The sequence below is a fragment of the Stenotrophomonas sp. ZAC14A_NAIMI4_1 genome (assembly GCF_003086915.1).
Classification (GTDB): domain Bacteria; phylum Pseudomonadota; class Gammaproteobacteria; order Xanthomonadales; family Xanthomonadaceae; genus Stenotrophomonas.
On record NZ_CP026002.1, the window covers coordinates 920960 to 937159 of the forward strand.

The 16200-nt window shown below is 68.1% G+C and carries 14 protein-coding genes and 1 pseudogene; 11 read left to right on the forward strand and 4 right to left on the reverse strand.

The window, feature by feature from the left end:
- Window positions 1-795, forward strand: a 795-nt coding sequence (locus C1926_RS04235; RefSeq protein WP_216822043.1) for a transposase, incomplete at its 5' end; no start/stop codon positions are given.
- 59 nt (window positions 796-854) lie between these two features.
- Here the strand turns inward: C1926_RS04235 and C1926_RS04240 are convergent.
- Both C1926_RS04240 and C1926_RS04245 read right to left on the reverse strand, forming a co-directional pair.
- A complete protein-coding gene (locus C1926_RS04240; RefSeq protein WP_079224780.1) occupies window positions 855-1334 on the reverse strand; it encodes a tRNA (cytidine(34)-2'-O)-methyltransferase in 480 nt (159 codons plus the stop codon).
- 69 nt (window positions 1335-1403) lie between these two features.
- Entirely contained in the window at window positions 1404-1880 is a 477-nt protein-coding gene (locus C1926_RS04245) for a hypothetical protein (RefSeq protein ID WP_108758332.1), read from the reverse strand.
- Window positions 1881-2285: 405 nt separating this feature from the next.
- On the opposite strand from C1926_RS04245, the gene C1926_RS04250 reads away from it, so the two are divergent.
- From C1926_RS04250 to C1926_RS04265, 4 genes are all read left to right on the forward strand, one after another.
- Window positions 2286-5135 (forward strand): pitrilysin family protein, encoded by a 2850-nt coding sequence (locus C1926_RS04250; protein WP_108758333.1) that lies wholly within the window; start codon window positions 2286-2288, stop codon window positions 5133-5135.
- 178 nt (window positions 5136-5313) lie between these two features.
- Window positions 5314-5631 carry a DUF4156 domain-containing protein gene (locus C1926_RS04255; protein ID WP_108758334.1) on the forward strand — a complete coding sequence of 106 codons (318 nt, stop codon included), beginning with the start codon at window positions 5314-5316 and terminating at the stop codon, window positions 5629-5631.
- Between the two features lie 103 nt (window positions 5632-5734).
- A complete protein-coding gene (locus C1926_RS04260; RefSeq protein WP_079224786.1) occupies window positions 5735-6751 on the forward strand; it encodes a 3-oxoacyl-ACP synthase III in 1017 nt (338 codons plus the stop codon).
- A 128-nt stretch (window positions 6752-6879) separates the two neighbouring features.
- Window positions 6880-7770 (forward strand): alpha/beta fold hydrolase, encoded by an 891-nt coding sequence (locus tag C1926_RS04265; protein ID WP_108758335.1) that lies wholly within the window; start codon window positions 6880-6882, stop codon window positions 7768-7770.
- 187 nt (window positions 7771-7957) lie between these two features.
- Here the strand turns inward: C1926_RS04265 and C1926_RS04270 are convergent, their stop codons facing one another.
- A complete protein-coding gene (locus tag C1926_RS04270) occupies window positions 7958-8329 on the reverse strand; it encodes a YkgJ family cysteine cluster protein (protein ID WP_079224790.1) in 372 nt (123 codons plus the stop codon).
- A 104-nt stretch (window positions 8330-8433) separates the two neighbouring features.
- Here C1926_RS04270 and oleC point away from each other — a divergent pair, with 104 nt between their 5' ends.
- The 3 genes from oleC to C1926_RS04285 all read left to right on the forward strand — a co-directional run bounded on the left by oleC (window position 8434) and on the right by C1926_RS04285 (window position 11352).
- Window positions 8434-10092 carry an olefin beta-lactone synthetase gene (gene oleC, locus C1926_RS04275; RefSeq protein WP_108758336.1) on the forward strand — a complete coding sequence of 553 codons (1659 nt, stop codon included), beginning with the start codon at window positions 8434-8436 and terminating at the stop codon, window positions 10090-10092.
- Window positions 10089-11075 carry a 2-alkyl-3-oxoalkanoate reductase gene (gene oleD, locus C1926_RS04280; RefSeq protein WP_079224794.1) on the forward strand — a complete coding sequence of 329 codons (987 nt, stop codon included), beginning with the start codon at window positions 10089-10091 and terminating at the stop codon, window positions 11073-11075. The genes oleC and oleD overlap by 4 nt, the downstream gene beginning before the upstream one ends.
- Before the next feature lie 121 nt (window positions 11076-11196).
- Window positions 11197-11352: a DUF1328 domain-containing protein gene (locus C1926_RS04285; protein WP_004153593.1), complete on the forward strand. Its 156-nt coding sequence runs from the start codon at window positions 11197-11199 to the stop codon at window positions 11350-11352.
- Window positions 11353-11485: 133 nt separating this feature from the next.
- On the opposite strand, the pseudogene ddlA reads toward C1926_RS04285, so the two are convergent.
- Window positions 11486-12570, reverse strand: a pseudogene (gene ddlA / locus C1926_RS04290) (D-alanine--D-alanine ligase).
- A 260-nt stretch (window positions 12571-12830) separates the two neighbouring features.
- Here ddlA and C1926_RS04295 point away from each other — a divergent pair.
- The 3 genes from C1926_RS04295 to ubiB all read left to right on the forward strand — a co-directional run bounded on the left by C1926_RS04295 (window position 12831) and on the right by ubiB (window position 16147).
- Window positions 12831-13787 carry a class I SAM-dependent methyltransferase gene (locus tag C1926_RS04295; protein ID WP_159095030.1) on the forward strand — a complete coding sequence of 319 codons (957 nt, stop codon included), beginning with the start codon at window positions 12831-12833 and terminating at the stop codon, window positions 13785-13787.
- Window positions 13788-13859: 72 nt separating this feature from the next.
- Window positions 13860-14495: an SCP2 sterol-binding domain-containing protein gene (locus C1926_RS04300; protein ID WP_108758337.1), complete on the forward strand. Its 636-nt coding sequence runs from the start codon at window positions 13860-13862 to the stop codon at window positions 14493-14495.
- A complete protein-coding gene (ubiB, locus tag C1926_RS04305; RefSeq protein WP_079224801.1) occupies window positions 14492-16147 on the forward strand; it encodes a ubiquinone biosynthesis regulatory protein kinase UbiB in 1656 nt (551 codons plus the stop codon). Before C1926_RS04300 ends, ubiB begins: the two co-directional genes overlap by 4 nt.
- The last annotated feature ends 53 nt before the right edge of the window (window positions 16148-16200 follow it).

Genomic DNA, 16200 nt, shown 5'->3' on the forward strand with positions numbered 1-16200 from the left:
CAGTGGCCAGCCAAGCAGGTCGTGCTGGAGGCCAGCGGCGGCTATGAACAGAAGGCGCTGGACGCCTTGCACGGAGCTGGCTTGCCGATGGTGCGGATCAACCCAGGCCGTGGCCGCAGCTTCGCCTCAGCCACCGGGAAGCAGGCCAAGACCGATCGCATTGACGCCATGGTTTTGGCTCACATGGCCGACGCTCTCAAGCTGACCCGCTACGTCCCGCCAGCGGCCTGGCAGCGCCGTCTGGGTGAGCTCTGCCAGCGTCGGCGCCATCTGGTGCAGATGCGGGTGAGCGAGCATCAGCGCATGCGCGCGTTCAGCGAACCCAGCCTGATTTCCATGCTGAATCAGCATCTGCGCGAGATCCAGAGGAGCATCAAGCAGCTCGATTCCATCATCGCAGCGCTCTTGGCCGAGCAGGATGGATGGCGTGATTTTGCCAAGCTCAAAGGCGCTGGCCCGGTGCTGATGGCAACCCTGGCCTGCGAGCTGCCGGAGCTGGGAAGGCTCAGTGGGAAAGCCATCTCGGCGTTGGTAGGGGTTGCCCCCATGAGCCGCGAAAGCGGCACCTGGAAAGGACGACGGAGTATCACCGGTGGCCGTGCCGTTGTACGCGAAGCGCTCTACATGGCAGCGCTGACCGCCAAACGCTATGAGCCCCGGCTCAAGGAATTCTTTGAATCCCTCGTCAACCAAGGCAAGCCAGGCAAGGTGGCCCTGGTCGCGGTGATGCGCAAGATGCTGGTGATCCTCAACGCCCGCAAGCGGGACGCGGAGGCCCAGATGGCCTCCGCCTAACAAGACAGTTGCTACAGGAGCGTACGTGTAGAGCCGAGCCCATGCTCGGCTGCTTACTTTCACGCGCCGCCGGCAAACCCGTGCTGGCGCCAGGCCTCGTACATCACCACGGCCACGGTGTTGGACAGATTGAGGCTGCGGTTGTCCGGGCGCATCGGCAGGCGCAGGCGCCGGCCTTCGGGCAGGGCATCGAGCAGGTCCTGCGGCAGGCCGCGGCTTTCCGGCCCGAACAGGAAGGCATCGCCTTCTTCGAACGCCACGCTGTCATAGCGCACGCTGGCCCGCGTACTCAGGGCGAACAGCCGCTTGGGCGCGATGCGCGCCAGCGCGGTGTCCAGGTCGGGGTGCACCTGCAGGCGCGAATACTCGTGGTAGTCCAGCCCGGCGCGCTTGAGCTGCTTGTCTTCCAGTGCGAACCCGAGCGGTTCGACCAGGTGCAGCTGCGCGCCGGTGTTGGCGCAGAGCCGGATCACATTGCCCGTGTTGGGCGGGATTTCCGGTTGGAACAGGATCACGTGGAACAGGGGCGCGGCATTCATCGCTGCAGTGTACCTGCGACCGATGCCGCCTTTACGGCGCACGCCCTGCAGGGGCAGGGCGGACGCCGCTTACGGGCGCAGCAGGACCTGGGCGGTTTCGGTGGCCAGGGCCTGCAGGTCGGCAGCACTCGGGCGCACCTGCAGGGCCGGCAGGTTGGTGATGACCTGGTTGGCGACGCTGGTGGCGGCGGCGGCCAGGGTGGCGGCGTAGCGCTCGGCTTCCAGCTCGGCGGCCAGGGCCACGCGCTGTTCCAGGCTCGGGCGCACTTCGACGGCAGCCAGGGTGGTGATCGGCAGGGCGGCGGCGACCGGGGCGGCGATGAAGCCGCCGCGCTCGGCCAGCTGGTCGGTGCTGGGGCGCACTTCCACGGTGGCGAGGGTGACGATGCCGCTGGCCTGTTCCCAGGCCTGCTGGGCCAGCTGGTCGGCGGCCGGGCGGACCTGCACGGTGGACAGGGTCTTGATGGATTCGGAGGCCTGCACCGACGAAACAACCGCGGTGCCGGCAATCAGGGCGATGGCGATGGCAATGGTCTTGGCGTTCATGACGGGGCCTGTTTAGTGTTGGTGAGCGGTGGTGTGGTAGTAAGGTAGAACACCAATCCGGGGCTTGCAAGGAAAATTTTCAATTTCCTTCTTTTGTTCAGCATCCAGTCATTTTGGATCTGAAGCCCTTCCTGGCGCAGGAACAACAGAGCAATCCCCGTGCCAACTTCACGTCATTGATTTCAAAGGGTTTTGTAGGCGGCTTGGAGTGTCCGCGGGGCGGACACCTGTCCGTTCGAACCGCCGTGGACACTGTCCGGACGATGAATCCGGCCGCACGTGACCGTGTGGAAGGCAGGCCTGACGGTGCTGGGCGGCGGATACCCCCAGTGACTGGTGGCCGATACCCGGCCCCGCGCCCGCGCGCTAGGATCGCGATTCACCAACGTGACCAAGGACCCGGAAATGTCTCTCGCCCTGCGCCCGCGCACCGCGCTGCTGGCCGTCGCCCTCAGTACCGCCCTCGGCACGCTTGTGCCGACCGCGGCACTGGCGGCCAAGCCGGCCGCCGCCACCAAGGTCGATATCCCGTTCGAGCAGTTCACCCTGCCCAACGGCCTGCGCGTGATCGTGCATACCGACCGCAAGGCGCCGATCGTCGCGGTCAACATCTGGTACCACGTGGGCAGCAAGGACGAGCCGGCCGGCCGCACCGGTTTCGCCCACCTGTTCGAACACCTGATGTTCCAGAGCAGCGAAAACCACGACGGCGAGTACTTCGAGCCCTTCAAGCAGGTCGGCGCCACCGGCCAGAACGGCACCACCAACACCGACCGCACCAACTACTTCGAGAACGTGCCCACCACCGCGCTGGACATGGCGCTGTGGATGGAGTCGGACCGCATGGGCCACCTGGTCGGTGCCATCGACCAGGCGGCGCTGGACGAACAGCGCGGCGTGGTGCAGAACGAAAAGCGCCAGGGCGAGAACCAGCCCTATGGCCAGGTGTGGGAAAAGATCAACCGCTCGCTGTACCCGGTTGGCCACCCGTATCACCACAGCGTCATCGGCTCGATGAACGACCTCAACGCCGCCTCGCTGGATGACGTCAAGACCTGGTTCCGCACCTGGTACGGCCCCAACAACGCGGTGCTGGTGCTGGCCGGCGACATCGACCTGGCCACCGCCAAGGAAAAGGCCGCCAAGTACTTCGGCAGCATCCCGGCCGGCCCGACCATGGCCCAGCCGAAGGTGGACGTGGCCAAGCGCGATGCCGACACCCGTGAAGTGATGACCGACAAGGTGCCGCAGGCGCGCATCTACCGCGCCTGGAACGTGGCCCAGGTCGGCACCACCGACATCGACCAGCTGCAGCTGCTGGGGCAGATCCTCGGCGGCGCCAAGTCCTCGCGCCTGAGCCAGCGCCTGCAGCACCAGGACAAGCTGGTGGACAACATCAGCGCCGGTGCCTATGGCTCGCAGCTGGGCTCCAACTTCATGGTCATGGCCACGGTGAAGCAGGGCCAGGATCCGGCCCAGGTCGAGAAGATCATCGATGAGGAAATCGAGCGCCTGCTGAAGGACGGCCCGACCGCCGACGAACTGTCGCGCGCCAAGACCGGCTTCCGCGCCGGCTTCATCCGCGGCATCGAGCGCATCGGTGGCTTCGGCGGCAAGGCCGACGCGCTGGCCGAGTGCGCGGTCTACACCGGCGATCCGGGTTGCTTCCGCACCTCGCTGGCCAACATCGACAAGGCCACCGCCGCCGACCTCAAGCGCGTGGGCGCGCAGTGGCTGGACAAGGGCAGCCACACCCTGGTGGTCGAGCCCGGCGAACGTGTCGCCCTGCAGGAAGAAGCCTCGGCCACGCCGAAGCCGTTCAACGTGCCGGCCGTGGATGCGAAGTACAGCACCCTGCCGGAGCAGGTCGACCGCAAGGCCGGCGTGCCGCAGACCCGTGAGTTCCCTGCACTGAAGTTCCCGGCGCTGCAGCGCGCCACCCTGAAGAACGGCACCACCGTGGTGCTGGCCGAGCGCCACGAGATCCCGGTGGTGCAGTTCAGCTACCAGTTCCCGGGCGGCTTCACCGCCGACCAGGGCCGCAAGCCGGGCACCGCCAACTTCACCATGAACCTGATGACCGAAGGCGCCGGCAAGCTGGGCTCGCTGGCCTTCGCCGATGCCGCCGACGCGCTGGGCGCCAGCCTGGATGCGGGCGCCGGCCTGGACTCGGTGACCGTCGACCTGTCGGCGCTGAAGGAAAACCTGGTGCCGTCGCTGGCGCTGTACCGCGACCTGCTGCGCGAACCGCGCTTCGAGCAGGGCGAGATCGACCGGGTGAAGGCTTCGTGGATCGCCGGCATCAAGCAGGAGAAGGTCAATCCGAACGCCGTGGCCATGCGCGTGCTGCCGCCGCTGCTGTACGGCAAGGGCCACCCGTACGCCATTCCGTTCACCGGCAGCGGTGACGAAGCGGCGATCACCAGCCTGGGCCGCGAAGACCTGGTCGACTTCCACCGCGACTGGCTGCGCCCGCAGGACGGCACCCTGATCGTGGTCGGTGACACCACCCTGGCCGAGATCGTGCCGCTGCTGGACAAGCAGCTGGGCGACTGGAAGGCCAGCGGCGATGCTCCGGTGATCAAGGCCAGCACCGCCGTGGCCGTGCCCAAGGCCGCGCGCGTGTTCCTGATCGACCAGCCCGGTGCGGTGCAGGCCAACCTGTTCGCCGGCCAGGTCGTGCCGCCGTCCAGCGATGCCGGCTCGACCCGCTTCGACATCGCCAACGGCGTGCTCGGCGGCGACTTCACCTCGCGCCTGAACATGAACCTGCGCGAGGACAAGCACTGGTCCTACGGTGCCCGTACCAGTGCCAGCAGCACCGTGGGCCAGCGCCCGTGGATGGCCATGGCACCGGTGCAGATCGACAAGACCGGCCCGGCCCTGGCGGAAATGCGCAAGGAGATCGCCGAGTTCGCCGATGGCAGCAAGCCGGCCACCGAGGCCGAGGTCAACCGCATCCGTAACATCCAGACCCTGAGCCTGCCCGGCGCCTACGAGACCGCCGCTGCGGTTGCCTCGACCATCGGCGCCATCGTGCAGTTCAAGCGCCCGGATGACTACGTGGTGCGCCGCAAGGCCGAAATCGAGGCGATGACCCCGGCGCAGGTGCAGCAGGCCGCGACCGAGATCAAGCCGCAGGGCCTGACCTGGGTGGTGGTGGGTGACCTCAAGCAGACCGAAGCGGCCGTGCGCGCGCTGAAGCTGGGCGAAGTGACCGTGATCGATGCCGAAGGCAACCCGGTCAAGAAATAAGGCAATACCCGGCCCGCCATGTGGCGGGCCGGCTCCCCCGGTAGTGCCGGCCGCTGGCCGGCAACCCCGTCGTGCATCTGGGGTCAGAGCCCCCTGCGGGGGATCCGACCCCGGCCCCGGCTACCCCCGATTCAGGCGGTTCAGGCAGAATCGCCCCATACCCTTCCAGGATCTGCCCATGCGCCTTCTGCTGCTGTCGTCCCTGCTGCTCACCGTCACCGCCTGCACCTGGGTGCCGATGGAACCGGCCGGCAAGACCGTGCGCGTGCTCCCGGCAGGCCCGCTGCCCGCCGGCTGCATCACCAAGGGCGAGGTCGTGGTCACCGTGAAGAGCAAGGTCGGCTTCTACAACCGCAACCCCCTGCGCGTGCAGGAAGAGCTGGAAACCCTGGCCCGCAACGAGGCCCCCAGCGCCGGCGCCAACGCCGTCCAGGCCGCTGCGCCGCCCGCCGACGGCAGCCAGCGCTTCGCCGCTTTCCAGTGCCCGCCGCGCTGAAGCATTCACCATACGGCAGGGGCTGAATTCGTAAAGGTGCGGTGAAAGCCCTCGCAGTTATAGAATAGCGCCCCCTTTTGCCTGAGCCTTGGCGCTAACTTCGATGCTCTTCAAGAATGTCTCGATCGCCGGCCTGGCACACGTCGACGCGCCGCATACGCTGACGACCAAGGAAATCAACGAGCGGCTGCAGCCGACGCTGGATCGCCTGGGCATCCGCACCGACGTGCTCGGCGATATCGCCGGCATCCACGCCCGCCGCCTGTGGGACAACGGCGTGCTCGCCTCCGACGCCGCCACCATGGCCGGCCGCAAGGCGCTGGAAGATGCCGGCATCACCGCGGGCCAGGTGGGCCTGCTGGTCAACACCTCGGTCAGCCGCGACTACCTGGAGCCGTCCACGGCCTCCATCGTCTCCGGCAACCTCGGCGTCAGCGACGAGTGCATGACCTTCGACGTCGCCAATGCCTGCCTGGCCTTCATCAACGGCATGGATATCGCCGCGCGCATGCTCGAGCGCGGTGACATCGACTACGCGCTGGTGGTGGACGGCGAGACTGCCAACCTGGTGTACGAAAAGACCCTGGAGCGCATGACCGCCCCGGACGTCACCGCCGACGACTTCCGCAACGAGCTGGCCGCCCTGACTACCGGTTCGGGTGCCGCCGCCATGGTCATGGCGCGCTCGGAGCTGGTGCCCGACGCCCCGCGCTACAAGGGTGGCGTGACCCGCTCGGCCACCGAGTGGAACCAGCTGTGCCTGGGCAACCTGGACCGCATGGTCACCGACACGCGCCTGCTGCTGATCGAAGGCATCAAGCTGGCGCAGAAGACCTTTGCCGCCGCCAAGATCGCCCTCGGCTGGGCCGTGGAGGAACTGGACCAGTTCGTCATCCACCAGGTCAGCCAGCCGCACACCGCCGCGTTCATCAAGAACTTCGGCATCGACCCGAAGAAGGTCATGACCATCTTCGGCGAGCACGGCAACATCGGCCCGGCCTCGGTGCCGATCGTGCTGAGCAAGCTCAAGCAGTTGGGCAAGCTGAAGAAGGGCGATCGCATCGCGCTTCTGGGCATCGGCTCGGGCCTGAACTGTTCGATGGCTGAAGTGGTCTGGTAAGACCCCCTGTAGAGCCGAGCCCATGCTCGGCTCACGCGCCCAGCGCGGTTCCACTGCGGCCTGACCGGAGAGCAGCCGAGCATCGGCTCGGCTCTACACTGCGCCGCGATTCTCCCTAGGTGCTCCGCATGCGCGATCTTCCCGGTTACCCCGCCCACCCGCAGCGTTTCGAGGTCCGTCCCGGCCTGTCGATGAGCTATCTCGACGAAGGCCCGCGCGATGGCGAGGTGGTGGTGATGGTGCACGGCAACCCGTCGTGGAGCTATTACTGGCGCACGCTGGTGGCCGGCCTGTCGGACAGATACCGCTGCATCGTGCCGGACCACATCGGCATGGGCCTGTCGGACAAGCCTGATGACCGCCGCTACGAATACACCCTGCAGTCGCGCGTGGATGACCTGGACGCGCTGCTGCAGCACCTGGGCATCACCGGCCCGGTCACCCTGGCCGTGCACGACTGGGGCGGCATGATCGGCTTCGGCTGGGCGCTGTCGCACCATGCGCAGGTCAAGCGCCTGGTGGTGCTCAACACCGCCGCCTTCCCGATGCCGGCGGCCAAGAAGATGCCGTGGCAGATCGCGCTGGGCCGCCACTGGAAGATCGGCGAGTGGATCATCCGCAGCTTCAACGCCTTCTCGTCCGGTGCGTCGTGGCTGGGCGTGGAACGGAAGATGCCGGCCGACGTGCGCCGCGCCTACGTGTCGCCGTACAACAGCTACGCCAACCGCATCAGCACCATCCGCTTCATGCAGGACATCCCGCTGTCGCCGGCCGACAAGGCCTGGTCGCTGCTGGAGCGCGCCGGCCAGGCGCTGCCGTCCTTCGCGGATCGTCCGGCCTTCATCGGCTGGGGCCTGCGCGACTTCGTGTTCGACCACCACTTCCTGAAGGGCTTCCAGGCGGCGCTGCCGCAGGCGAAGGTGCATGCCTTCGAGGACGCCGGGCATTACGTGCTGGAAGACAAGCACGAAGTGCTGGTGCCGGAAATCCGCGCCTTCCTGGACGCGAATCCCATCTGAAGGATGTGCCGACCAACGATCGGCACCTACCGGGGATGGCATGGGTGGGTGCCGACCGTTGGTCGGCACACCGGATTACGCCGCGATCCAGGTGCGGGGTCGGATCCCTCTCGCAGAGAGGGCTCTGACCCCATCAGGGCAATCCGGGGTCAGAGCCGTTTCTGCGAAACGGATCCGACCCCGTGGCTCAGGCCGCGATCGGGTTGTTATCGCCGCCTTCCCAGTCCGCTGCGGTCAGCGGGTCCAGGCCATAGGCGATGCGGGCCTTGTCGCACTGCGGGCTGGCCTTGCCGTACTCCCACGACGCGTCCACCTCGCGGCACACGCTGGGCCGGTTGGGGTGGATGGTGCAGCGCGAATACACGCCGATCTGCGCGTCCAGCGCCACGCAGCGCACGGGCTTGGAGTGCGTTCCGCGCATGCACAGGCGGTGCGGGTCCAGGGTTTCGGTCAGCTGGTGCGGCACGCCGCCGGGGGTGACCTCGTCCGATTCCATCCAGTGGAAGGCCACACGGTATTGGGTGCAGCAGGCGCCGCAGGTCATGCAGGGGTGTTGCATGGGCAAGCCGCCTCGGGCGGCAGTGGGAATCGGGAACGAGGCTGCGGATTTTCCACGAAGCGGGCGGCCGCGCAAGAAATTCCGTAAGCGGCGACAATGAACGGATGAACGGACCCTGCAATATCGCCGCGCGGCTGCCTGAACTGGCCCGTGAGCGCCCTGACCAGATCGCCATCCGTTGTCCCGGCCGCCGTGGTGCCGGCAACGGCATGGCCGCCTATGACGTCACCCTGGACTACCGCCAGCTGGACGCCCGCAGCGACGCCATGGCCGCCGGCCTGGCCGGCTACGGCATCGGCCGCGGCGTGCGCACGGTGGTGATGGTGCGGCCCTCGCCGGAGTTCTTCCTGCTGATGTTTGCCCTGTTCAAGCTGGGCGCGGTGCCGGTGCTGGTCGACCCGGGCATCGACAAGCGCGCGCTGAAACAGTGCCTGGACGAAGCGCAGCCGGAGGCCTTCATCGGCATCCCGCTGGCCCACGTGGCGCGGCTGGCGCTGCGCTGGGCGCCGTCGGCCACCCGCCTGGTCACCGTCGGCCGCCGCTTGGGCTGGGGCGGCACCACCCTGGCCGCGCTGGAGCGCGCAGGCGCCAGCGGCGGCCCGATGCTGGCCGCCACCGATGGCGAGGACATGGCGGCGATCCTGTTCACCAGTGGGTCCACCGGCGTGCCCAAGGGCGTGGTCTACCGCCACCGCCACTTCGTCGGCCAGATCCAGCTGCTGGGCAGCGCCTTCGGCATGGAAGCGGGCGGGGTGGACCTGCCGACCTTCCCGCCGTTCGCCCTGTTCGACCCGGCGCTGGGCCTGACCTCGGTCATTCCGGACATGGACCCGACCCGGCCGGCGCAGGCCGACCCGGCACGCCTGCACGATGCCATCCAGCGCTTCGGCGTCACCCAGCTGTTTGGTTCACCGGCACTCATGCGCGTGCTGGCCAGGCACGGCCGGCCGCTGCCGACGGTGCGCCGGGTGACCTCGGCCGGTGCGCCGGTGCCGCCGGACGTGGTGGCCACCATCCGCCGCCTGCTGCCCGCCGATGCGCAGTTCTGGACGCCCTATGGCGCCACCGAGTGCCTGCCCGTGGCCGTGGTCGAAGGCCGCGAGCTGGAGCGCACCCGCGGCGCCACCGAGGCCGGCGTCGGTACCTGCGTCGGCAGCGTGGTCGCACCCAACGAGGTGCGCATCATCGCCATCGACGACGCGCCGCTGCCCGACTGGTCGCAGGCGCGCGTGCTGGCCACTGGCGAAGTGGGCGAGATCACCGTGGCCGGGCCGACCGCCACCGATACCTACTTCAACCGTCCGCAGGCCACGGCCGCGGCGAAGATCCGCGAAACCCTGGCCGACGGCAGCACCCGCGTGGTGCACCGCATGGGCGACGTCGGCTACTTCGACGCGCAGGGCCGCCTCTGGTTCTGCGGGCGCAAGACCCAGCGCGTGGAAACCGCGCGCGGGCCGCTGTACACCGAACAGGTCGAGCCGGTGTTCAACACCGTGCCGGGCGTGGCCCGCACCGCACTGGTCGGCGTAGGTGCCGCCGGCGCGCAGGTGCCGGTGCTGTGCGTGGAGCTGCAGCGCGGCCAGAGCGACAGCCCGGCGCTGCAGGAGGCCCTGCGCGCGCATGCGGCCGCCCGCGTGGCCGACGCCGGCCTGCAGCACTTCCTGGTGCATCCAGCGTTCCCCGTCGATATCCGTCACAACGCCAAGATCGGCCGCGAGAAGCTCGCCGTCTGGGCCAGCGCCCAACTGGAGAAGCGCGCATGAAGATCCTGGTCACCGGCGGCGGTGGTTTCCTTGGCCAGGCGCTGTGCCGCGGCCTGCTTGAACGTGGCCACCAGGTGCTGGCCTTCAACCGCAGCCACTACCCGGAACTGCAGGCGATGGGCGTAGGCCAGATCCGCGGCGACCTGGCCGATGCACAGGCCGTGCTGCATGCGGTGGCCGGCGTCGACGCCGTGCTGCACAACGGTGCCAAGGCCGGTGCCTGGGGCAGCTACGACAGCTACCACCAGGCCAACGTGGTCGGCACCGACAACGTCATCGCTGCCTGCCGCGCGCACGGCATCGGCAGACTGGTCTACACCTCCACGCCCAGCGTGACCCACCGTGCCACCCACCCGGTGGAAGGGCTGGGTGCCGATGAAGTGCCTTACGGCGAGAATTTCCAGGCACCGTACGCGGCGACCAAGGCGATTGCCGAACAGCGCGTGCTGGCCGCCAACGACGCCACGCTGGCCACCGTGGCGCTGCGCCCGCGCCTGATCTGGGGCCCGGGTGACCAGCAGCTGGTGCCGCGCCTGGCCCAGCGTGCCCGCCAGGGCCGCCTGCGCCTGGTCGGTGATGGCAGCAACAAGGTCGACACCACCTACATCGACAACGCCGCGCTGGCGCATTTCCTCGCACTGGATGCACTGGCCCCGGGCGCGGCCTGCGCCGGCAAGGCCTACTTCATTTCCAACGGCGAACCGTTGCCGATGCGCGAGCTGCTCAACAAGCTGCTGGCCGCCGTCGGTGCACCGGCCGTGGAAAAGACGCTCAGCTTCAAGACCGCTTACCGCATCGGCGCGATCAGCGAACGGCTGTGGCCGCTGCTGCGCCTGCGCGGCGAACCGCCGCTGACCCGTTTCCTGGCCGAACAGCTGTGCACGCCGCACTGGTACAGCATGGAACCGGCGCGTCGCGATTTCGGTTACGTGCCGCAGGTGAGCATCGAAGAAGGGCTGCGCCGCTTGAAGGCCGCGTCGTGACGGCAGCGTCACGGCGCTGAAGGCTTCATCAGCCGCAGAGATCGCCATCACCGGTTGCACACCGGCAGATGCGCAGGATGGACCCAACGCCACACCGGCCGGACCACCCGCGAGGAACGCCATGCTGCATTACGCCGTCATCTTTTTCGTCATCGCCATCATTGCCGCCGTGCTCGGTTTCTCCGGCATTGCGGGCGCCGCCAGCAACATCGCCTGGATCCTGTTCGTGGTGTTCCTGGTGCTTGCCGTGATCTCGATGTTCCGCAAGCGCGGCTAGTAGAGTCGAGCTTGCTCGACTGCTTTTCCCGCTTTTTCGTAGAGTCGAGCGTTGCTCGACTGCCTTTGTAGAGTCGAGCCATGCTCGACTGATGAAAATGCAGTCGAGCATGGCTCGACTCTACAGAAGCGGGTTACACCAACGCTCGATCGGCCGCGTGCCGCTCCAGCGCCAGTTCGATCAGCCGCGTGATCAGCGCGGTATAGCCCAACCCGCTGGCACCCCACAGCTTGGGGTACATGCTGATGTGGGTGAAGCCGGGCAGGGTATTGATCTCGTTGATGACGATCTGCCCCTCAGCGGTGAGGAACACATCCACCCGCGCCATGCCCGCGCATTCCAGCACCTGGTAGGCCTGCAGCGCGATCTGCTGGATGCGCGCCTGCGCATCTCCCTCGATCACCGCCGGCACCACCACGTCCGCGCCATCGACGTTGATGTACTTGGTGTCGTAGGCATAGAACTCATCGTGCACCACCACTTCGCCGCAGACACTGGCCTGCGGCTGGTCGTTGCCCAGCACCGCGCACTCGATCTCACGGCCGACCACGGCCGATTCCACCAGCACCTTGTGGTCATGGCGCAGCGCCAGCTGCAGCGCGTCGGCGAACTCACCGGCGTGCTTGACCTTGCTCACCCCCACCGACGACCCCTGGTTGGCCGGCTTGACGAACAGCGGCAGCCCCAGCTGTGCGATCAGTGCCTGCACATCCACGCCTGCGGCCTCGTGGCGGCGGATGCATACCCACGGCGCCACCGGCAGGCCCGCGTCGCGCAGCAGCCGCTTGGCCACGTCCTTGTCCATCGCCGCTGCCGACCCCAGCACCGGCGAACCGACGAAGGGCAGGTTGGCCATGCGCAGCAGCCCCTGCAGTGCGCCGTCCTCGCCCAGCGGGCCGTGCACGATGGGCACACCACGTCGATCTGGTCCAGCGCGGTGGATGCATCCACCGGCTGCAGCTGTGCGTGGCCCGCGCCCGGCCGCAGCGCCAACGCCGTGCCCGAGGGGCGCAGCGCGATGCGCGCCGGGTCATCGGCATGGACCAGGAAGGTATCGGGCTGGCTCAGGTGCCACTGGCCCTGCTTGTCGATGCCGACCAGTACCGGCTCGAACCGCTCGCGATCGAGCGCATCGAGGATGTTCTTCGCCGACTGCAGCGAAACTTCGTGCTCGGAGGACATGCCCCCGAAGATGATGCCGACCCGGGTCCGTGCCATGGGTGTTGTCCTGTGCAACAAGGCCACACAGCATGAACCTTCCGCAGCCGATCAGGTACAACCGGGTGCAGGCCGCTCAGTCGCCGTTTGGCGCCGCATCCCTCGTGCAGCAGGGTGATCGGCGGAGGGCGGAGCTTTCCCTCGGGGCGTGGTAGGGCCTACAGTCATCGCTTTTCCACGGGTGGATCCGGATGATGGAGTGGTCAAAAGGCGGCGCCGAGAACGTTGACCGCTGTCCTGCGTGTGGGGCCACTGCCTTCATGCCTGCCTACACCCGGCGGGACGATCTCCTCAGCATGCCGGACACGTGGGAAATGCCACGCTGCAGCAGCTGTGCGTCGGTCTTTCTTGCGGTGCGCCCCGACGCCACCTCGATCCACCGCGCCTACGAGGACTACCCGACCCACCATGACGGCGACGCCGATCAGGGGATCCCGTCAGGCGGCATCGTCGGAGCACTCATCCGCGGCTATCTGCAGCAACGGTTCTGCCTGGAGGTGCCGGGCAGGACGCTGCGCGCCGGTCACCTGCTGTTTTCGCTGATCGAGCCGTTCCGCCTGAAGCTGGACCGCTTCGGGCGACATGTCCACCTCAAGCGCGGGCGTCGCGCCGACCTGCGGCTGATGGACGTCGGCTGCGGAAACGGTGGCTTTCTCTCGCTCGCAGGCAGGATGGGCATCCAGGCCAGCGGCATCGATCCGGACCCCAAGGCTGCCGCGCTTGCGCAGCGCAAGGGGCTGGATGTCCGCCTGGGAGGCTTCGATCTGCTGGCGGCCGAGCACGAGCGCTACGACATCGTCACGATGAACCAGGTGGTGGAGCACGTCTTCGACCAGCGCGAGCTGCTGTCCAGCTGCTTCGGCGCGCTGAAGAAGGATGGGCTGCTGTGGCTTGCCTACCCGAACCCGGAGGCACTGGGCCTCAAGGTGTTCGGCAGCGCCTGGTGCGCTTTGCATCCGCCGTACCACATCTGCCTGACCACCCAGGCGCAGATGTGCCGGCTGCTCGCGGACGCCGGCTTCAAGGACATCAAGGTCCATCGGCGCGGCACCCATGCCAGGGTCCATTGGCGCGACAGCGCCGCAATCGCGCAGGCCCATGGCATCGCCCTGCCTTCGGCAGGCTTCAGGCATCTCGCGCGGTGGGCCTGCGATGGCTTGGCCACGCTGACGCCGCGGTGGGCGGAAGAGGTCGTCATCACTGCCGTGAAACCCTGAGCGCCCGGTGATGCAGCGGCGGGTGCCGGGCGCCCGGCCCAAGCCCACCACCCACGCAGGTAGAATGCACGCATGGCTCTCTCCCTGCTCTCGTCCCTCAAGCCGCTCGCCGGCCGCGCCCTGCAGACCGCCCTGAACCGCGCACTGGCGCTGGATCCGGATACCCGGCATGCCCTGGCCAGCCTCGATGGCCGCCACATCGACCTGACCCTGGACGCCCCGTCGCTGGCGATGCGCATCAGCGTGGCTGGCGACCAGCTGCGCGTCGGCCCGGTGGATGCACAGGAAGCCGACCTGGCCGTGCGCAGCAGCCTGGCCGGCGTGCTTGCCCAGCTGCCGCTGCTGGCCAATGCACGCCGCGGCAGCGACAACGGCAAGGGCCGCGTGCGCGTGGCCGGCGATGCCGAACTCGCGCGCCGCCTGCAGCAGCTGGCCAAGGGCTTCGACCCCGACTGGCAGCAACCCTTCGTCAGCGTGTTCGGTGAAGTGCTGGGCGTGCAGGTGGCCAACACCCTGCGCAGCGCCCTGCAGCACGCGCGCCAGGGCGCCATCGACCTGGCCCACAGCGCCGCCGAATTCATCACCGAAGAGTCGCGCGACGTGGTGCCACGTGCCGAACTGGATGCCTTCCACGACGACGTGGACGTGCTGCGCGACGACGTCGAGCGCCTGGGTGCACGCGTGCAGCGCCTGCGGGGTGCCGCATGAAGGCGCTGCTGCGGGCCAACCGCATCGGCCGCATCATCCTGCGCTATCGCCTTGACGATCTGCTGCAGGGCACGCCGGCCGAGCGCTGGCTGCGCCTGGCCAAGCCCTTCGTGCCGCGCGCCTCGGCCGGCATCGCCTCGCAGTCGCGCGGTGCGCGCCTGCGCCTGGCGCTGCAGGACCTGGGCCCGATCTTCGTCAAGTTCGGGCAGATCCTGTCCACCCGCCGCGACCTGGTGCCGCCGGACGTGGCCAACGAACTGACCCTGCTGCAGGACCGGGTCAAGCCCTTCGATGGCGACACCGCGCGCCGCATCGTTGAAGAGGCGCTGGGCCTGCCGGTCAGCGAAGCGTTCGCCAGCTTCGACACCGAACCGCTGGCCTCGGCGTCGATCGCCCAGGTCCACGCCGCGACCTTGTCCGATGGCCGCCAGGTGGTGGTGAAGGTGCTGCGCCCGGGCATCGAGAAGCAGATCGATGCCGACATCGCCCTGCTCAATTCGCTGGCTGCGCTGGTCGAGCGCACCCATCCGCGCGCCGACAAGATCCGCCCGCGCGAAGTGGTGGCCGAGGTCGAGAACACCCTGGCCGCCGAGCTGGACCTGCAGCGCGAAGGTGCCAATGCCAGCGTGCTGCGCCGCTTCTGGGAAAACAGCGACGACCTGTACGTGCCGGAAGTGATCTGGAGCCACACCGCCGAGCGCGCGCTGACCCTGGAGCGGGTGTGGGGCATTCCGTCCGACGACATCGCCGCGCTGGACAAGGCCGGCATCGACCGCAAGGCGCTGGCCGCCAAGGGCGTGCGGGTGTTCTACACCCAGGTGTTCCGCGACAACTTCTTCCACGCCGATGCACACGCCGGCAACATCTGGGTCGACACCGATCCGGCGCGCCGCGACAACCCGCGCTTCATCGCGCTGGACTTCGGCATCATGGGCCAGCTCTCGCAGGAAGATCAGTACTACCTGGCCGAGAATTTCATGGCCATCTTCAACCGCGATTACCGCCGCATCGCCGAACTGCACGTGCAGGCGCGCTGGATGCCGGACAACGTGCGCATCGACGATCTGGAAGCGGCGGTGCGTTCGGTGTGCGAACCGTACTTCACCCGCCCGCTGTCGCAGATCTCGCTGGCCGAGGTGCTGCTGAAGCTGTTCCGGGTGGCCCAGCGCTACCAGCTCACCCTGCAGCCGCAGCTGATCCTGCTGCAGAAGACCCTGCTGAACATCGAAGGCGTGGGCCGCCAGCTCGACCCGCAGATCGACATCTGGGCGGTGGCCAAGCCGGTCCTGGCCAGGATCCTGCGCGACCGCTACAGCCCGCGCCGGGTCGTGCGCGAGATCGGCAAGCGCCTGCCGGAAATCATGACCCACGCACCGGACATGCCGCGCCTGGTGCATGCCTGGCTGACCCAGCAGGTGGAAGGCCGCCACGAACTGGCGATGCGCTCGCGCGACCTGGTCACCCTTGATGCCAGCCTGCAGCGCCTGCAGAAGCGCGCGGTGGGGGCGATCACCGGCGTCGGCCTGCTGGCCATCGCCACGCTGATGTACGTGCTGCAGCCGCCCGGCTGGTACTGGGGCGACCTGCCGGTGCTGAGCCTGGGCGCGGCGGCGGTAGGGGCCTTCGCCCTGGCCCGCGCGTGGTGGCGATAAGCACCGCGCTTGCCACCCGCTCTGTTGGGTGACGACCAACGGTCGCCACCCAC

Bases quoted from the DNA above. Each gene is read 5' to 3' on its own strand.
- ubiB (WP_079224801.1), top strand. From the start codon at position 14,492: ATGAAGGCGCTGCTGCGGGCCAACCGCATCGGCCGCATCATCCTGCGC.
- C1926_RS04245 (WP_108758332.1), bottom strand. From the start codon at position 1,880: ATGAACGCCAAGACCATTGCCATCGCCATCGCCCTGATTGCCGGCACC.
- C1926_RS04265 (WP_108758335.1), top strand. From the start codon at position 6,880: ATGCGCGATCTTCCCGGTTACCCCGCCCACCCGCAGCGTTTCGAGGTC.
- C1926_RS04270 (WP_079224790.1), bottom strand. From the start codon at position 8,329: ATGCAACACCCCTGCATGACCTGCGGCGCCTGCTGCACCCAATACCGT.
- oleC (WP_108758336.1), top strand. From the start codon at position 8,434: ATGAACGGACCCTGCAATATCGCCGCGCGGCTGCCTGAACTGGCCCGT.
- C1926_RS04300 (WP_108758337.1), top strand. From the start codon at position 13,860: ATGGCTCTCTCCCTGCTCTCGTCCCTCAAGCCGCTCGCCGGCCGCGCC.
- C1926_RS04240 (WP_079224780.1), bottom strand. From the start codon at position 1,334: ATGAATGCCGCGCCCCTGTTCCACGTGATCCTGTTCCAACCGGAAATC.
- C1926_RS04250 (WP_108758333.1), top strand. From the start codon at position 2,286: ATGTCTCTCGCCCTGCGCCCGCGCACCGCGCTGCTGGCCGTCGCCCTC.
- C1926_RS04260 (WP_079224786.1), top strand. From the start codon at position 5,735: ATGCTCTTCAAGAATGTCTCGATCGCCGGCCTGGCACACGTCGACGCG.
- oleD (WP_079224794.1), top strand. From the start codon at position 10,089: ATGAAGATCCTGGTCACCGGCGGCGGTGGTTTCCTTGGCCAGGCGCTG.
- C1926_RS04255 (WP_108758334.1), top strand. From the start codon at position 5,314: ATGCGCCTTCTGCTGCTGTCGTCCCTGCTGCTCACCGTCACCGCCTGC.
- C1926_RS04295 (WP_159095030.1), top strand. From the start codon at position 12,831: ATGCCTGCCTACACCCGGCGGGACGATCTCCTCAGCATGCCGGACACG.
- C1926_RS04285 (WP_004153593.1), top strand. From the start codon at position 11,197: ATGCTGCATTACGCCGTCATCTTTTTCGTCATCGCCATCATTGCCGCC.